The following is a 17,106-nucleotide window of genomic DNA, read 5'->3' as shown; positions in this document are numbered from 1 at the left end:
CGATTTTCCCGAGCAATTGCCCGAGTTGATCAATAACCTTCAGACCTGCCAGCTGGTACCAGGAGTACGCGCCGTCGGTCAATTCAGGGAACAGGTTGCGCGGCACGCAGATCTCATAACCGGCCAGAAGACGAGCTTCTTCACGATCATCAAGACCCTTGAGCTTTGCGACCAGGAACTTGTCGTTCCCGCGTCCGCTGACCAGCTCGACCTGTTTCACATTGCCTTCGCGCTTGAGCGTCCAGGTTTTGTACTGCAACAGGTTTTCAGTCGGATCAGTAAAGGAATAAACCTTCACTTCGCCGCGAACGCCATGAACAGAATAAATCTTGCCGATAACGATCAAATCATCAGCAATGGCAGGCGTCGCGTTCATATTGCTCAGGCCGCAGCCTTAGATGCATCCTTCAACAACTGAGCAACACGCTCAGAAGGTTGTGCACCAACGCTCAGCCAGTAGGCTACGCGCTCTTGGTTCACGGACAGACGGACTTCTTGACCACGAGCAACAGGGTTGAAGAAACCAACCTGTTCCTTGTGCGAACCGTCGCGCGGGTTGCGGCTGTCGGTTACGGTCAAGTGGTAAAACGGGCGCTTTTTGGAGCCGCCAAGGGCAAGACGGATTGTTAGCATGTGAACATCGTTCCTGTAGTCGGTGCTGCAAATCTAAAGGCACAGCGGGCATAGGTGCCCGAAAGGCCGCATATTCTAAGGAATATCCGGACTTTTGCAAATGTCTTTTTCCGGCTGCCTATCGGCCGCCATCAAGATTTGCTATAGAGCCGTCGTTGAAAACGGCCAGTCAGCTCCCGCCAAGTGCGGGTTTGCTGTTGATCCCACGTCCCTGTGGGTAAGCGCCGACATAAATGCCGACGCGAATTCTTTACATCTTCGGCATGCCGCCGCCGGGCAACATACCGCCCATGCCGCGCATCATTTTGGCCATTCCGCCTTTTGCGGAGAATTTCTTCATCATCTTCTGCATCTGCTTGTGTTGCTTGATCAAGCGACCGATGTCCTGCACCTGGGTGCCGGAACCCATGGCGATCCGGCGTTTGCGCGAACCGCTGATCAGCTCAGGGTCGCGGCGCTCGGCCGGGGTCATGGAATTGATGATGGCTTCCATCTGCTTGAACTGTTTCTCTGCCGCGCCCTGGGCATTGCCCATCTGCGCCAGGTTCACGCCGCCGATGTTCGGCAGTTTGTCCATGAGGCCGCCGAGGCCGCCCATGTTCTTCATCTGTTGCAGCTGATCGCGGAAGTCTTCGAGATCGAAGCCCTTGCCCTTCTTTAATTTCTTCGCAAGCTTGTCGGCCTTGTCCTTGTCGAGGGTCGCTTCAGCCTGTTCGATCAGGCTGAGCACATCGCCCATGCCGAGGATGCGCGACGCAATACGCTCAGGGTGGAACGGTTCGAGCGCTTCGCTCTTCTCGCCCATACCGATGAACTTGATCGGCTTGCCGGTGATGGCACGCACCGACAGCGCGGCACCGCCACGGGCGTCGCCGTCGACCTTGGTCAGGATCACACCGGTCAGCGGCAATGCGTCGCCGAAGGCCTTGGCCGTGTTGGCGGCGTCCTGGCCGGTCATGGCATCGACCACGAACAGGGTTTCGACCGGGTTGATCGCGGCGTGCAGCGCCTTGATCTCGCCCATCATCTCTTCATCGATGTGCAGACGACCGGCGGTATCGACGATGACCACGTCGATGAATTTCAGCTTGGCTTCTTTAATAGCCGCTTGCGCGATGTCGACCGGCTTCTGGCTCAGGTCAGACGGGAAGAAGGTGACGCCGACTTCACCGGCGAGCATTTCCAGCTGCTTGATCGCCGCCGGACGGTAAACGTCCGCGGACACGACCATGACCGACTTCTTCTTGCGCTCTTTAAGGAAGCGCGCGAGTTTGCCGGCGGTGGTGGTTTTACCCGCACCCTGCAAACCGGCCATCAGGACCACGGCCGGTGGAACGGCGCTCAGGTTCAGGTCTTCGTTGGCGGCGCCCATCAGGCTTTCGAGTTCGGCCTGGACGATCTTCACGAAAGCCTGGCCTGGCGTCAGGCTGCGCGACACCTCGGTGCCGACGGCGCGCTCCTTGACCGAATTGACGAAGTCTTTCACCACCGGCAAGGCGACGTCAGCTTCGAGCAACGCCATGCGCACTTCGCGCAGGGTGTCTTTGATGTTGTCTTCGGTCAGCTTGGCCTTGCCGGTGACATGGCGCAGCGTCTGCGAGAGACGGTCGGTTAAGTTTTCAAACATTGCGCGATCCTTTCAGGCCCTGTGTAGACCGGGATAATGGCGGCCCAGACCGGAATAAACATGTGCTCGGCGAGCCTGCGGCGTGGGCAGGTCGCGGATTATAGCGAAGACTGCGTCTGGCGGACACCTCGTCGTCAGGTTGCATGGTCTTTCGTGCTGCGGGGGTTCTATGCCAAACTCAGCGCCTTTCGGGCTTGCCTAACAGGATTTATGCTCCCCTTGTCACCCAGTTTGCTGACTACCCTCGCCGCCGCCTGCTTATACGCCGCTGCGACTATCTATCAAGGCACTCGTCTGGCCAGTGGCGCCAAGGCGAACAAACGCCTGTTGGTCACGCTCGGCGTACTGGCCGTGCTGGCTCACAGCGCCAGCCTGTTCACCCACCTGCTGACCCCGATCGGCCTGGGCCTGGACTTTTTCAGTGCCGCCAGCCTGATTGCCGCAGCGGTCATCGCCCTGACCCTGCTGGCCTGTTCGCGGATCCCGGTGGAAAACCTGCTTATATTGCTGTTCCCGCTCGGTGCTGCCACGGTGCTGCTGGCGCAGTTCGCCCCCGCCGGCACGGTGCAGGTCATCGACGAAGAGCCGGGCATCCTCGCGCACATCCTGCTGTCGATCCTCGCTTACGGCATGTTCACCATCGCGATGTTTCAGGCCTTGTTGCTGCTGGTGCAAGACCATCAGCTCAAGCACAAACACCCGTCGGGCCTGATCAAGAATTTCCCCCCGCTGCAAACCATGGAAAGCCTGTTGTTCGGCTTCCTCTGGGCCGGCTGGACCCTGCTGTCGCTGTCGCTGCTGTCTGGCTGGCTGTTCGTCGACAACCTGTTTGCCCAGCACCTGGTGCACAAAACCTTGCTGGCTTGCCTGGCCTGGATCGTCTTCAGCGTGCTGCTATGGGGCCGTAACCGCCTCGGCTGGCGCGGACACAAAGCCATTCGATGGACCCTCGCCGGTTTCTGCCTGCTGATGCTGGCGTACTTCGGCAGTAAGCTGGTCCGTGAATACATCCTGCACATCTGACGGGCGGCATTAATGGACGACTTGCCCATAGGGCCGATGCTCGCGGTATTGGCCCTGCTGATTTTATGGTCGGGGCTGTTTACCGCCATCGAATCCGCACAACAGCACTTGCTGGCCCAGCGCACCGCCTCGCGTTCCAGCGACAAACCGGTCGCAAAGCTGAGCTTTCCGCTCAACAGCCTGATCTTCTGCAATACCCTGTGTCGCGCACTGGCAGTGGTTATCAGCACCTTGCTGGCGATCTTCATCTGGGCGGAAAACGGTCCATGGATTGCCTGCCTGGGCGCCGGGGTCGCGCTTCTGATGTTCGCCGACTACCTGCCGCGCTCCCTCGCCGTGCGCTATCCCGACGCCGTGCTGGCCTTGGGCAACACGTTGCTCGGCGCGCCACTGAAAATCATCTACCCGGCCGCCTGGCTGCTCAATGGCTTCACTCGGCTGCTGATGCGACCGTTTGCCCGCAAAGTCAAAGTGGTGCAACAGAGCGAAGACGAGAGCCCCAGCGAGCGCAAGGACGATCACGAAGCCGTCTGCCGACCCCACCCGCTGTCGGGCATCCACGCGCTCGATAACATCACGGTCAACGACATTCTGGTGCCGCGCAGTGATGTCGACGGGATCAACCTCGACGACTCCCTCGCAGAGATCATCGAGCAACTGCGCAACAACAAGCGCACGCGCCTGCCGGTGTTTCACAGCGATATCAACCAGGTCGAAGCGGTGCTCAATACCCGGCAGATCCGCCACTTGCTACCTGATGCGAGCCTGACCCTCGAAGCGCTGCTGGCCGCCAGCCACGAACCGTACTTCGTACCGGAAAGCACGCCGTTGCAGCTGCAACTCTTGAATTTCCACAAACAGCAGCGACGCCTGGGCATGGTGGTCGACGAGTACGGCGAAGTGCTCGGCATCGTGACCCTGGAAGACATTCTCGAAGAAATCGTCGGCGAATTCGAAAGCCAGCACAGCCTGGACAACCCGCATATCCATCCACAGGCCGATGGGCGACTGATGATCGAAGGTGCGGCGTCGATTCGCGAATTGAACAAGAGCCTGGGCTGGCACCTGCCCAGCGACGGCCCGAAAACCCTTAACGGGTTGGTGACCGAGGCGCTGGAGACGATTCCGGACAGCGCGGTGTGCCTGAAGATCGGGCGTTATCGACTGGAAATTCTGGAGACGGAAGATAATCGGATTACTCAGGTTTTGATCTGGCATACCAGTTCGATACCAGCAGTGACCTAAACCCTGATACCTGCCCTGGGGGCATGGGGTTTATCTGTGGCGAGGGGATTTATCCCCGTTGCGTTGCGAAGCAACGCCAAAATATCTGCAACTGGATGCTACCTGATAAACCTCACCTGAAGTCTTGGGGCCGCTTCGCAGCCCAACGGGGATAAATCCCCTCGCCACAGATAAATCCCCTCGCCACAATTGCATTGCCAACCCTTGGTCTTTGTTGTCTTTGTCAGCCTATTCAATAGTGTCATCGCCAGCCCAAGCCCTTGTTTGATCGTTAGCCACCTTCCTATAATCAAATCCGCTTACCCAAGCCCCCGCCGAACCACGTGCTTACCCCGCACGCAGCAGGTTCCGGCCAGACCATCGGCACTATCCGCACTACACCGACGACTGTTCCTACCTTGAACAGTGGCCGCGCCTCACTCCCACATCCCTGGGTGTTCGACCATAATAATTCGCTCCACTGGGGCACATGACTGTCAGGGATAACCGCATGACGACCAGCACGACTTACAGCGAAACCACACCTGCGCAACCGACGAACTCCGCCACCCGCGTGGCGACCGCGAGTTTCATCGGCACCGCCATCGAGTTCTACGACTTCTACGTCTACGCCACCGCTGCGGCACTGGTGATCGGTCCGGTGTTCTTTCCGCAGACCTCCGGCACCGCCCAGATGCTGTCGGCGTTCCTCACGTTTGGTATTGCCTTCCTGGCTCGACCCTTGGGATCTGCGCTGTTTGGGCACTTCGGTGATCGTATCGGGCGCAAATCGACACTGGTCGCTTCATTGCTGTTGATGGGCGTATGCACCACGCTGATTGGCGTGCTGCCGGGTTACGACAGCATCGGAGCCTGGGCGCCAATCTTGCTGTGCGTGCTGCGTTTCGGCCAAGGCCTCGGCCTGGGCGGCGAATGGGGCGGTGCGGCGTTGCTGGCGACGGAGAATGCGCCCAAGGGCAAGCGCGCCTGGTTCGGCATGTTCCCGCAGCTCGGCCCTTCGATTGGCTTTCTGGCGGCTAACGGCCTGTTCCTGACGCTGGCCATGACCCTGAATGACGAGCAGTTCCGCTCGTGGGGCTGGCGAATTCCGTTCCTACTGAGCGCCGCGCTGGTGATGGTGGGCCTGTATGTGCGCCTCAAACTCCACGAAACCCCGGTGTTTGCCAACGCCATGGCCCGTCAGGAGCGAGTGAAGATCCCGCTGGTCGAGCTGTTCAGCCAGTACTGGGCGCCAATGCTGCTGGGTGCCGGGTCGATGGTAGTGTGTTACGCGCTTTTCTACATCTCGACGGTGTTTTCGCTGAGTTATGGCGTGTCGACACTCGGCTACAGCCGCGAAACCTTCCTCGGACTGCTGTGCTTCGCCGTCCTGTTCATGGCGGCGGCCACACCGCTGTCAGCCTGGGCCAGCGACCGTTACGGGCGTAAACCGGTGCTGATCATCGGCGGTGTGCTGGCGATCCTGTCGGGATTCTTGATGGAACCACTGCTGACCCAAGGCTCGACCTGGGGCGTGGCGCTGTTCCTGTGCATCGAGCTGTTTCTGATGGGCGTGACGTTTGCGCCGATGGGCGCGCTGCTGCCGGAGCTGTTTCCTACACATGTGCGGTATACCGGCGCGTCGGCAGCCTACAACCTGGGCGGAATCGTCGGAGCCTCGGCGGCACCGTTCTTCGCGCAGAAACTGGTGGCGATGGGCGGTTTGAGTTATGTCGGCGGGTATGTGTCGGGGGCGGCGGTGCTGAGTTTGATTGCGGTGCTGTGCCTGAAGGAGACGCGGCATAACGATTTGAATCGGGTGACCTGATAAGACGCCATCGCGGGCAAGCCCGCTCCCACAGAATTTCAGGTGTGCACAAAATTTGTGATCAACCGAAAACCCTGTGGGAGCGGGCTTGCCCGCGATGGCCGCGCCTCGGTTACAGCTCGACTACGACAGCCTGAGAAGCACGGGTAGCCTTGGCACGAGCCGCTTCGATCGACTCATCCCGCGCCAACGCCACGCCCATCCGGCGCTGGCCATTGACCTCAGGCTTACCGAACAGGCGCAACGCCGTATCCGGCTCACTCAACGCAGCACCCAGGTTGGCGAACGCGGTCTGGGTCGACTGCCCTTCCACCAGAATCACCGCCGAAGCCGATGGACCGAACTGACGAATAAGCGGAATCGGCAGGCCCAGGATCGCCCGTGCGTGCAGCGCGAACTGCGACAGGTCCTGGGAAATCAGGGTCACCAGACCGGTATCATGCGGGCGCGGCGACACTTCGCTGAACCACACCTGATCACCTTTGATGAACAGCTCGACACCAAACAGACCACGGCCACCCAAGGCTTCAGTGACGGCTTTGGCAACACGCTCGGATTCCGCCAGGGCAATCGGGCTCATGGCTTGTGGCTGCCAGGATTCCTGATAGTCGCCCTTCTCCTGACGGTGGCCGACGGGCGCGCAGAAGGTCGTGCCGCCGACGTGATGCACGGTCAACAGAGTGATTTCGTAGTCGAAGTCGATAAAGCCCTCGACAATCACGCGACCTTTACCGGCGCGGCCGCCTTCTTGAGCGTAATCCCAAGCGGTTTTCACATCATCAGCACTGCGCAGCAGGCTCTGGCCTTTGCCCGACGAACTCATCACTGGCTTGACCACGCACGGGAAGCCCAGGTCCTGGACGGCCTTGCTGTAGTCCTCGAAGGTGTCGGCGAAGTGGTACGGCGAGGTCGGCAGGTCCAATTCTTCAGCGGCCAGGCGACGGATGCCTTCACGGTTCATGGTCAGCTGCGTGGCGCGAGCAGTCGGGATCACGTTGAAGCCTTCGGCTTCCAGCTCCACGAGGGTCGCGGTGGCGATGGCTTCGATTTCCGGCACGATGAAGTGCGGCTTCTCGGCTTCGATCACGGCACGCAGGGCGGCGCCGTCGAGCATGTTGATCACGTAGCTGCGATGCGCGACTTGCATGGCCGGTGCGTTGGCGTAACGGTCGACGGCAATCACTTCAACGCCCAGGCGTTGCAGCTCGATCACCACTTCCTTGCCCAACTCACCACAGCCACACAGCAATACGCGGGTCGCGGTTGGCGACAATGGAGTTCCGATACGGGTCATCTCAGGTCCTCAAGAAGCGGATCATCGAGGGTCGCAGCGCCTGGCGCGCTTCCCATGGGGAGAAAGCGCGGCATTTTACATGAACCGCAGGGTTTGGCTTCAGCTGGCGACGGCCTGTTTGCGCAAGCGCCAGGCCATGATCAGCCACACAACCGTCACGCCGGCGAACTTCGAGCCCATGGCGGTGAGGATCACGGCCGGAGTGAAGGCGTCGATCATGCCGAAGAAGATGAAGGTGTCGAGGGGAATGCTCAGGGCCGAACTTATCCACAGGCGATCGTGCAGCGGGCGTTTGGTAATGCTGAACACCAGCCAGTCGATGCATTCGGACACCGCGAAGGCCGTGGCGCTGGCCAGTGCGATGGACGGGTCGGAAGTGACATAGGACAGGACCAGCGCCGCGAGCATCGCCGCGATCGCACCGTGGCCGAAGCGGGTTTGCACCATGTCGCGTAACACAAACACCAACCCGCCCCAGGCTGACCAGATGATGTCCAGGTGAGGGGCGGTGGAAAAGGCGTAGTTGATCAGCACGACGCTGCTGATGTAGGCGATCAGGAAGAACATGAGGTGGCGGGATACCTGTCAATTTGGCGCATAGGGTACTTTATCTTGAGCTCACAAATGACCTGTGGCGAGGGGGCTTGTCCCCGTTGCGCTGCGAAGCAGTGCCAAAACCTGTAATCGCATTCGGCCTGATACACCGAGACTGCTGATTTCACGACTGCTGCGCAGCCGAACGGGGCGATGCGGCGTTCCGACAAGCCCCCTCGCTACAGGGGACCTCGTCGACCAGAGAAACTCACAAGGCTCAGGAGTCGGATTTGGAAGGCAACATCCAGAGCAACCCGCTCGATTTCGCCCGCTCATGACACAACCCCAACACCTTGCGGCGCTCTTCGTTGTCCATCCGGCTCCAGCGCGTGATCTCTTCGACCGTGCGCTGACATCCGGTGCAGATATCATCCTCGTCCAGCGCACAGATGTTCACGCACGGCGATAGCACCGGCCGTTCGGTGTTCATTCTTCCTGCTCAGCCAGATCGCGGGCATAACGCTGCGAATTGTGCACATAGTGCGCAGCGCTGGCCTCCAGCATCTTCTTTTGCGGCTCGGTCAGCTCACGCACCACCTTGCCCGGCGAGCCCATGACCAGCGAACCGTCGGGAATCTCCTTGCCCTCACCGATCAGCGAGTTGGCGCCGATGATGCAGTTCTTGCCGATTTTCGCGCCGTTTAGGATCACTGCGTTGATACCGATCAGGCTGTAATCGCCCACGATGCAGCCGTGAAGCATGGCGTTGTGGCCGATGGTCACGCCGGTGCCGATGGTCAGCGGGTAGCCCATGTCGGTGTGCATCACCGTGCCGTCCTGGACGTTGCTGTTCTTGCCGATCAGGATCAATTCGTTGTCGCCCCGCAACACGGCGTTGAACCAGACGTTGGCGCCCTCTTCCAGTTTGACCTTGCCCACCAGCACGGCATTGGGTGCGACCCAGCTCTGCGGATGGGTTTCGACGCAGGCATCGCCCAGGCGATATTTCATCTTGTTGTCCTCAAGGCTCAGGCAGCCGCGTTTCACGCCATACGAACGATGGCTTCAAGTATTGATAAAGCTTTTGGGCGGATGGTGAAGGCTGATGTCGGCGTCATAGAGCAGGTTGATCAACTCGACAATCATGATCGCCGTCAGGCCCCAGATTTTATACTCGCCGTAACGATAACTCGGCACGTACCAACTGCGCCCCTGATAATCGATGCGGTGGGTGTGTTCCCGAGGATCCTCACGGAAAAACTCCAGAGGCACGCTGAACACGGCCGCGATCTCGGCATCGTTGGCCAGGTATTCGACAAAATCCGGAATCACCCCGACATAAGGCGTGACCTTGATGCCGTGCAGGGAGATCAATGGGCTCAGCGGGCCGATCACTTCGACCAGCCCCGGTGGCAAGCCGATTTCTTCTTCGGCCTCCCGTAGCGCGGTGAAAATCAGGTCCGGGTCTTCGGGGTCGCGCCGCCCGCCGGGAAAGGCGACTTCTCCGCCATGGGTCGAGAGCCCGCTGGCGCGCAGGGTCAGAACCAGTTCCGGTTCGTCACTGCGGGTGATGGGCACCAATACCGCGGCTTCAGGGAAACGTCGATCGGTTTCCAGGGTACGCGGCGTGTGGTTGCTAACCCGGTGGAGTAGCTCGTCCAGCATGAGTCTTCTCGATTTGTTCTCTACCTCGCATCATGCACCAATCGAACCGGCCACCCAACCCCATAACCACTGCATGTCGCTAAACGACAACTTGCCGACAGGCACCGCCGCACGCCAAGATAGGCGCAGCATTCAGGAACCCCAGCATGAAATTTTGCAGTCAGTGCGGCAACCCGGTCACCCAGCGCATCCCCGAAGGCGATTCGCGCCTGCGTTTCGTCTGTGACAGCTGTCAGGCGATTCACTACCAGAACCCCAATATCGTCGCCGGCTGCGTGGCGACCTGGGGCTCGAAAGTGTTGCTGTGCCGTCGCGCCATCGAGCCTCGGCTCGGTTACTGGACCCTGCCCGCCGGCTTCATGGAGAACGGTGAAACCATCGAGCAGGCGGCCATTCGCGAGACCGCAGAGGAAGCCTGCGCGCGGGTGCGCAACCTGAGCATCTATACGTTGATCGACGTGCCACACATCAGTCAGGTGCATGTGTTCTTTCGCGCAGAGCTGGTGGACCTGGATTTTTCCGCCGGCCCCGAGAGCCTCGAAGTGCAGCTTTTCGACGAAGCCGACATCCCGTGGTCCGAGTTGGCTTTCCGCACGGTGGGCCGTACCTTAGAATACTTCTTCGCTGACCGGCGGACCGAGGTCTACCCCGTGCGGTCCGAGTCGATCCCGCCGCTTGTCCAGCCTGCCATCACCTAAAAGCTCCTGGCTCCAAAATCACCTATAACTAACTAAATAGTCGCGACACCTTTCAGGGATATCGTTTCAATGCGCTGGTTGCTTGCCGTGTTTTGCTTGTCGTTCGTCGCCATGTCACAGGCTTCCGTTGCGGAAACCCTGAACGGCAAAGTCATCGAAAAAGTTCTGGTGCTCAAGTCCGCCCATCAATTGCAATTGATCAATGACGGCAAGCCGCTCAAGACCTATCGCATATCCCTGGGCAAACGTCCCAAGGGGCCGAAGCTGATGGAAGGCGACAAGCGCACGCCTGAGGGTTTCTATTGGCTGGACTGGCGCAAGGTCAGCGATAAATTCAATTTGTCGATGCACATCTCCTACCCGAACATCAGCGACTCTGCCCGCGCCCGGCGTGAAGGCGTCGAGCCTGGCGGCATGATCATGATCCACGGCACACCGGACACCGAAGAAAACCCGGAAGACCTGTTCCACACCCTGGACTGGACCGACGGCTGCATTGCCATGCGCAATATGGACATGCGCGAGGTCTGGGGGCTGGTGCCGGATGGCACGATGATCGAGATTCGCCCGTAACGCCCCTCCTATGATCGTTCCCACGCTCAGCGTGGGGATGCAGCCCGGGACGCTCTGCGTCCCCTTCCAAAGCCGAACGCGGAGCGTCCGTTGAGGCATTCCCACGCAGAGCGTGGGAACGATCATAAATCCCCTCGCCACAATGAACCGCGCCAGTCGCAACTTCTCCTTTTGACGGCTACCTTCGGTCGCTCCTCGAAAAATAAATTCAAAAGATCGCAGCCTGCGGTAATGACTGCCGGGAAGATACCAATCACCCGGGCAAGCGTTACCGCAGGCTGCGATCTTTGCGTTCAAAACCCCCACCTCTAATACCACTTAATACCAAACCAAATTTCCCGCACTCAACAGGGCAGGCTTTCCGACGCCAATGGCAAAGTACTGGCATTGACATGGTATTCAAGTGGTATTAATTTTCGGCCATTCGCGGAACACAACACTCCAATATCCGCATCGGACATCCCTGATATGAATGACCTCCAGGCCCTACGCCCTGACGACACCCAGCCCACGCCGCTGTACCTGCAACTGGCGCGCAATCTGGAAGCGGCGATCCATGCCGGCCAATGGAAAGCCGAGCAGGCCATGCCTTCGGAGCGCAACCTCAGCGAGCTGCTGGGCATCTCCCGCGTCACCGCCCGCAAGGCACTGGAAGTGTTGTTCGAGCAAGGCCTGATCCGCCGCAACCAAGGTTCCGGCACATTCATCACGCCACGCCTGGAACAACCGCTGTCGCGCCTCTCGGGTTTCAGCGAAATGCTGCGCCTCAAGGGCTTCGTGCCCGGCTCGCAATGGCTGGAACGCGAGATCACCCCGCCGACCCACGAAGAACTGATCCGCCTCGGCCTCTCGCCCAACGACAAAGTCGCGCGGCTCAAACGCCTGCGCAAAGCCGACGACACGGTGATGGCGATCGAGATGAGCACCCTGCCCGCCTCGATCATCCCCAAGCCACAGGCGGTGGGCGATTCCCTCTACGAATACCTCGACGGCATCGGCAAACCGATCGTCCGCGCGCTGCAGCACATCCAGGCGATCAACGCCTCGGACGAATTCGCCACCCTCGTCGGCATCGCCCCCGGCACCGCCATGCTGCTGATGACCCGGGTCGGCTATCTGGAAGACAACACACCGATCGAAGTCACCGACACCTACTGCCGCAACGACTACTACGACTTTGTCGCAGAGCTGCGTAGATAAAGAGCTTCGCCGCTAAAACCGAGAACCGATCATGTCCGAAGACAACATCCTCACCGCCCACGGCTGGGTTCGCGGCCGGCTGATTCACGAACACGGCAAGGTCGTGTCCATCGAAGGCGTGCCGTGCGATCCGGCTGCCAACGACTTGCCCTATCTGCTGCCCGGCTTCATCGACCTGCACGTTCACGGAGGCGGCGGCAAAGACATCATGGAAGGCGCAACCGCCTTCGAAACCATCAGCAAGACCCACGTGCGTTTCGGCACCACGTCGCTGCTGGCAACCACCATGACTGCGCCGCCGGCAGAGATTTCCAGCGTGCTCAAAGCCGTCGGCGAGTTCTGCGAGCAGCGGCCAACAGGCTGCGCCCGGGTGCTCGGCGTGCACCTGGAAGGCCCGTACATCAACCCCGGCAAACTCGGTGCCCAGCCGAACTTCGCCCACACCGCATTGATGGCCGAAGTCGAGGAATACCTGGCGCTGGCACCGATCCGGGTGATCACCATCGCCCCGGAAATCGCTGGCCACGATGCCTTGATCCGCACCCTCAGTGCGCGCGGTATCCGCATGCAGATCGGCCACACTCTCGGCAGTTATGAGGAAGGCGTCGCCGCGCTGGCGGCGGGTGCCAGCAGTTTCACTCACCTCTACAACGCCATGAGCCCGCTGCATCACCGCGAGCCGGGCATCGTCGGCGCGGCACTGGCGCACGCCAAATACGCCGAGCTGATTCCGGATTTGCTGCACGTTCACCCCGGCGCCATGCGGGTGGCCTTGCGCGCGATCCCGTGCCTGTATTGCGTCACCGACTCCACCGCCGCCGCCGGCATGCCGGACGGTGAATACAAGCTCGGCAGCCACACGGTCACCAAGTGCCTGGGCGGCGTGCGCTTGCCCGACGGCACCCTGGCCGGTAGCACGCTGACCATGGATCAGGCGCTGCGCAATCTGGTGAAGATCGGTTTGCCGATCGCCGAGGCGTCGCAACGTCTTTCGGAATTTCCCGCCGACTACCTCGGACTTGAAGAACGCGGCCGCCTGCAACCCGGCAGCTGGGCCGACTGCGTGCGGCTGGATCGATCACTCACACTCACCGCCGTCATGGTCGAAGGAGAAGACATTGACTTCAAAAATGCTTGAAGAGGCGCTGTCCTCGTTCGAGGCCGTGCAAGCCCAACTGCAGCAACTCGACCCGCAGATGATCGAGATCGCCGGGCGCCTGCGCCGTCAGCCGCCGCAAGTCGTGATGACCGTCGCCCGCGGCAGTTCAGACCACGCTGCCAGTTACTTCGCCTACCTGACCATGCAGCAACTGGGCTTCCCGGTGGCGTCGTTGCCGATGTCGGTGGTGACCATGCTGCAAGCACCATTGAAGGTCAGCGGCCAGGTGGCGTTTGCGTTTTCGCAATCGGGGCAAAGTCCGGACCTGGTGAACAGCCTGCGTCTGTTGCGCAAGCGCGGCGCCCTGAGCATTTCGATGGTCAACGCTGAAAGTTCGCCACTGGAAGCCGCCTGCGAATTCAGCCTGCCGCTGTGCGCCGGCACTGAAAGCAGCGTCGCAGCCACCAAGAGTTTTATCGCCACCCTCAGCGCCAGCGCCCGTCTGATCGCCCACTGGAAAGAAGACGTGGAATTGCTCGAAGCCGGCAACGCCTTGCCGGAAGGTCTGCGCGAAGCGGCGCAACAGGATTGGCGCCTGGCCATCGACGCCCTGCGCGATTGCCAGCGTTTGATGGTGATCGGCCGTGGCGCCGGTTTTGCCATCGCTCAGGAAGCGGCGCTCAAGTTCAAGGAGACCTCGGCGATTCAGGCCGAAGCCTTCAGCAGCGCCGAAGTCCGTCACGGCCCGATGGCGCTGATCGATGAGAATTATCCGCTGCTGATTTTTGCACCACGCGGTGCCGAGCAGGCCGGTTTGCTGAGTCTTGCCGCGGACATGCGCCAGCGCGGCGCTCGCGTTCTGCTGGCGGCACCGGATGATATTGCCGAACGTGACCTCACGCTGACCCGCGCCGAGCACCCGGCCCTTGATCCGATTCTGGCGATCCAGAGTTTCTACGTCATGGCCGCCGGTTTGGCCGTGGCCCGTGGCATGGACCCGGACCAGCCCCGGCACCTCAGCAAAGTCACACGAACCCACTGAGCCTAATAGGAATAACTCTGTAGCAGCTGTCGAGTGAAGCGAGGCTGCGATCTTTTGATTCTGCGTTGAAAAGATCGCAGCCTCGTTTCACTCGACAGCTGCTACAGGCGATCTGATCCGAACCGTCGTTTTTACTGATGAGACCGAGCCATGCATAACAACAATAAAGAGCTGACCCTCAGCGCCCCGCTCAGCGGTCCGGTGCTCACGCTCGCCAAAGTCCCGGACCCGGTGTTCGCCAGCGGCGCGATGGGCGACGGGATCGCCATCGACCCACTGAACGACACCCTTCACGCCCCGTGCGCTGGCGTGGTGGTGCACGTTGCCCGCAGCGGTCACGCCGTCACCTTGCGTGCCGACAACGGCGCGGAATTGCTCTTGCACCTGGGCCTCGACACCGTCGAGTTGCAGGGCGAAGGCTTCTCGATGCTGGTCAAGGAAGGCGCGCGCGTCAGCAACGGCCAACCGCTGTTGCGCTTCGACCTGGACAAGGTCGCGCAGCAGTGCAAAAGCCTGGTCAGCCTGATGATCCTGACCAACAGCCAAGAGTTTCAGGCGCGGCCCATCACACTGAAATCGGTAAAAGTCGGCGACCCGCTGCTGCACATCATTCGTCGAGCGGCGCCGGGCGCCCAGGCAGAGGTGGACCTTTCGGGTGAAGCGCATTTCGGCCATGTGCGCATCGCTCATCGTGGCGGTCTGCACGCTCGCCCGGCCGCGCTGATTCGTCAGACCGCGCAAGGGTTCAAGAGCAAATCGCAGCTGCATTTCGCCGGAAAATCGGCGACCTGCGACAGCTTGATCGGGCTGATGAGCCTGGCCGTCGGCGAGCAGGATGAGGTTCAGGTCAGCTGCCAGGGTCCGGATGCCGAAGCGGCGTTGCAAGCGTTGCTGATCGCCCTGTCCACCGCGCTGGCCGAAGACAGCCATGCCGCCGCGCCGCCGATGACCCGGCGCCATCGGGCGGCCGAAGCCGGCGTACTGCACGGTGTGTGCGCCGCGCCCGGTCTGGTCTGTGGGTCGTTGTTTCGCTTGAACGCCATCAGCCTGCCGGTGGATGCCGGCCGCCACGATCCCGAGCAACAATTGCACGCACTCGATACCGCGCTGACCGTTGTGCGCGGCGAAATCGACCACACCCTGGCCCAGGCGAGGAAACACAAAAACACTGACGAAGAAGCGATCTTCGCCGCGCACCTCGCCTTGCTCGAAGACCCGGCGCTGCTGGACGCGGCCAACGCCTGCATCGTACAAGGCATGGCCGCGACGCACGCCTGGAGCCAATCGATCGACGCGCAGTGCGACGTCCTTCAACAACTCGGTAGCGCGTTGCTGGCCGAACGCGCCAACGATCTGCGCGACCTCAAGCAACGGGTGCTGCGTGCCTTGCTCGGCGAAGCCTGGCATTACGACGTGCCGGCCGGCGCCATCGTCGCCGCTCATGAACTGACGCCCTCGGACTTGCTGCAACTGAGCGAGCAAGGGGTCGCCGGGTTGTGCATGGCCGAGGGCGGCGCGACTTCCCACGTCGCCATTCTGGCTCGCGGCAAAGGCTTGCCTTGTCTGGTTGCATTGGGTTCGGCGCTTCTGGATCAGCCGCAAGGCCATGCGGTGGTGCTGGATGCCGATGGTGGCCGTCTCGAATTGAAACCGACTGCTGAACGCCTTGCCGAGGTGCATCAGGCTCAACTCGATCATCAAGAACGCCGCGCGCTTCAACAGTCTCAGGCACACACCTCGGCACAGACACTCGATGGCGTGCACATCGAAGTCGCTGCCAATGTCGCCTCCAGCGCTGAAGCGGCCGACGCGCTGGCCAATGGCGCCGATGGCGTCGGCCTGCTGCGCACCGAGTTTCTGTTTGTCGACCGCAACACCGCGCCGGACGAACAGGAACAGCGCCTCGCCTATCAAGCCGTGCTCGACGCCATGGGTGACAAGTCGGTGATCATCCGCACCATCGACGTCGGCGGCGACAAGCAACTCGATTACCTGCCGTTACCGGTCGAAGCCAATCCGGTGCTCGGCTTGCGCGGCATTCGCCTGGCTCAGGTGCGGCCGGAATTGCTCGACCAGCAACTGCGCGCGCTGTTGCACGTCAGCCCGTTGTCACGCTGCCGGATCCTGTTGCCGATGGTGACCGAGGTCGATGAGTTGCTGCACATCCGCCAGCGCCTCGATGCCTTGTGCATTGAACTGGAACTGACCCAGCGCCCGGAGTTGGGCGTGATGATCGAAGTCCCGGCCGCCGCGCTGCTGGCCGAGCAACTGGCCGAACACGCGGACTTCCTGTCCATCGGCACCAACGACTTGTCGCAATACACCCTGGCCATGGACCGCGACCATGCGGGTCTCGCCTCGAGAGTCGACGCGATGCACCCGGCGCTGCTGCGGCTGATCGCCCAAACCTGCGCCGGTGCGGCGGTGCATAACCGTTGGGTCGGCGTCTGCGGCGCACTCGCCTCCGACCCGCTGGCCACTCCGGTGCTGATCGGCCTGGGCGTCAGCGAGCTGTCGGTCAGCCCGGTGCAGATCGGCGAAATCAAGGACCGCGTGCGCCACCTCGACGCGGCCGAATGCCGACGCATCAGCCACGACCTGCTCAAGCTGAGCAGCGCGGGCGCGGTGCGTCACGCCTGTCACCAGCAATGGCCTCTGAGCTGAAC

At 61.1% G+C, this 17,106-nt stretch carries 17 protein-coding genes; 9 read left to right on the top strand and 8 right to left on the bottom strand.

Features of this window, described 5'->3' with window-relative positions; translation table 11 throughout:
- The 3 genes from rimM to ffh all read right to left on the bottom strand — a co-directional run.
- Nucleotides 1–376: ribosome maturation factor RimM (gene rimM / locus ACIQV9_RS12255; protein ID WP_403101460.1), on the bottom strand; the 376-nt coding region annotated here is incomplete at its 3' end.
- Between the two features lie 5 nt (nt 377–381).
- Complete coding sequence (gene rpsP, locus ACIQV9_RS12250; RefSeq protein WP_010463010.1) at nt 382–633, bottom strand: 30S ribosomal protein S16; 252 nt, start codon at nt 631–633, stop codon at nt 382–384.
- Nucleotides 634–883: 250 nt separating this feature from the next.
- Nucleotides 884–2,260 (bottom strand): signal recognition particle protein, encoded by a 1,377-nt coding sequence (gene ffh, locus ACIQV9_RS12245; RefSeq protein WP_003209589.1) that lies wholly within the window; start codon nt 2,258–2,260, stop codon nt 884–886.
- A gap of 210 nt (nt 2,261–2,470) precedes the next feature.
- Between ffh and ACIQV9_RS12240 the strand changes: the two genes are divergently transcribed.
- The 3 genes from ACIQV9_RS12240 to ACIQV9_RS12230 all read left to right on the top strand — a co-directional run bounded on the left by ACIQV9_RS12240 (nt 2,471) and on the right by ACIQV9_RS12230 (nt 6,335).
- Nucleotides 2,471–3,283, top strand: a complete 813-nt coding sequence (locus ACIQV9_RS12240; protein ID WP_403101457.1) for an inner membrane protein YpjD — start codon at nt 2,471–2,473, stop codon at nt 3,281–3,283.
- 12 nt (nt 3,284–3,295) lie between these two features.
- Complete coding sequence (locus tag ACIQV9_RS12235) at nt 3,296–4,528, top strand: transporter associated domain-containing protein (protein WP_403101455.1); 1,233 nt, start codon at nt 3,296–3,298, stop codon at nt 4,526–4,528.
- A 490-nt stretch (nt 4,529–5,018) separates the two neighbouring features.
- Nucleotides 5,019–6,335: an MFS transporter gene (locus ACIQV9_RS12230; protein WP_403101453.1), complete on the top strand. Its 1,317-nt coding sequence runs from the start codon at nt 5,019–5,021 to the stop codon at nt 6,333–6,335.
- A gap of 112 nt (nt 6,336–6,447) precedes the next feature.
- Here ACIQV9_RS12230 and purT read toward each other — a convergent pair whose 3' ends face one another.
- From purT to ACIQV9_RS12205, 5 genes are all read right to left on the bottom strand, one after another.
- A complete protein-coding gene (gene purT, locus ACIQV9_RS12225) occupies nt 6,448–7,629 on the bottom strand; it encodes a formate-dependent phosphoribosylglycinamide formyltransferase (RefSeq protein WP_403101451.1) in 1,182 nt (393 codons plus the stop codon).
- 99 nt (nt 7,630–7,728) lie between these two features.
- A complete protein-coding gene (locus ACIQV9_RS12220) occupies nt 7,729–8,196 on the bottom strand; it encodes a preQ0 transporter (protein ID WP_010463021.1) in 468 nt (155 codons plus the stop codon).
- A gap of 244 nt (nt 8,197–8,440) precedes the next feature.
- Nucleotides 8,441–8,653 (bottom strand): DUF1289 domain-containing protein, encoded by a 213-nt coding sequence (locus tag ACIQV9_RS12215; RefSeq protein ID WP_403101448.1) that lies wholly within the window; start codon nt 8,651–8,653, stop codon nt 8,441–8,443.
- On the bottom strand, nt 8,650–9,174 hold the full coding sequence (locus ACIQV9_RS12210; RefSeq protein WP_403101445.1) for a gamma carbonic anhydrase family protein: 525 nt from the start codon (nt 9,172–9,174) through the stop codon (nt 8,650–8,652). The genes ACIQV9_RS12215 and ACIQV9_RS12210 overlap by 4 nt, the downstream gene beginning before the upstream one ends.
- A gap of 54 nt (nt 9,175–9,228) precedes the next feature.
- The gene (locus ACIQV9_RS12205; protein ID WP_403101442.1) at nt 9,229–9,828 is read right to left on the bottom strand and encodes a CoA pyrophosphatase; all 600 of its coding nucleotides are present in this window, start codon (nt 9,826–9,828) and stop codon (nt 9,229–9,231) included.
- A gap of 146 nt (nt 9,829–9,974) precedes the next feature.
- On the opposite strand from ACIQV9_RS12205, the gene ACIQV9_RS12200 reads away from it, so the two are divergent.
- From ACIQV9_RS12200 to ptsP, 6 genes are all read left to right on the top strand, one after another.
- Nucleotides 9,975–10,526 carry an NUDIX hydrolase gene (locus ACIQV9_RS12200; protein WP_403101440.1) on the top strand — a complete coding sequence of 184 codons (552 nt, stop codon included), beginning with the start codon at nt 9,975–9,977 and terminating at the stop codon, nt 10,524–10,526.
- 69 nt (nt 10,527–10,595) lie between these two features.
- Nucleotides 10,596–11,099 carry a murein L,D-transpeptidase family protein gene (locus ACIQV9_RS12195; protein WP_403101437.1) on the top strand — a complete coding sequence of 168 codons (504 nt, stop codon included), beginning with the start codon at nt 10,596–10,598 and terminating at the stop codon, nt 11,097–11,099.
- A gap of 468 nt (nt 11,100–11,567) precedes the next feature.
- Nucleotides 11,568–12,299 (top strand): GntR family transcriptional regulator, encoded by a 732-nt coding sequence (locus tag ACIQV9_RS12190; RefSeq protein ID WP_403101434.1) that lies wholly within the window; start codon nt 11,568–11,570, stop codon nt 12,297–12,299.
- A 31-nt stretch (nt 12,300–12,330) separates the two neighbouring features.
- Nucleotides 12,331–13,437, top strand: a complete 1,107-nt coding sequence (gene nagA / locus ACIQV9_RS12185; protein WP_403101432.1) for an N-acetylglucosamine-6-phosphate deacetylase — start codon at nt 12,331–12,333, stop codon at nt 13,435–13,437.
- Nucleotides 13,418–14,440, top strand: coding sequence for an SIS domain-containing protein (locus ACIQV9_RS12180; protein ID WP_403101430.1), 1,023 nt, complete (start codon nt 13,418–13,420; stop codon nt 14,438–14,440). Before nagA ends, ACIQV9_RS12180 begins: the two co-directional genes overlap by 20 nt.
- Before the next feature lie 150 nt (nt 14,441–14,590).
- The gene (gene ptsP, locus ACIQV9_RS12175) at nt 14,591–17,104 is read left to right on the top strand and encodes a phosphoenolpyruvate--protein phosphotransferase (protein ID WP_403101428.1); all 2,514 of its coding nucleotides are present in this window, start codon (nt 14,591–14,593) and stop codon (nt 17,102–17,104) included.
- Nucleotides 17,105–17,106 lie beyond the last annotated feature (2 nt).

It is taken from the genome of Pseudomonas sp. NPDC099000, assembly GCF_044759925.1.
Taxonomy (GTDB): domain Bacteria; phylum Pseudomonadota; class Gammaproteobacteria; order Pseudomonadales; family Pseudomonadaceae; genus Aquipseudomonas.
Note: the sequence above shows the minus strand (reverse complement) of the source record. Positions and strands in the feature narration are given on the sequence as shown.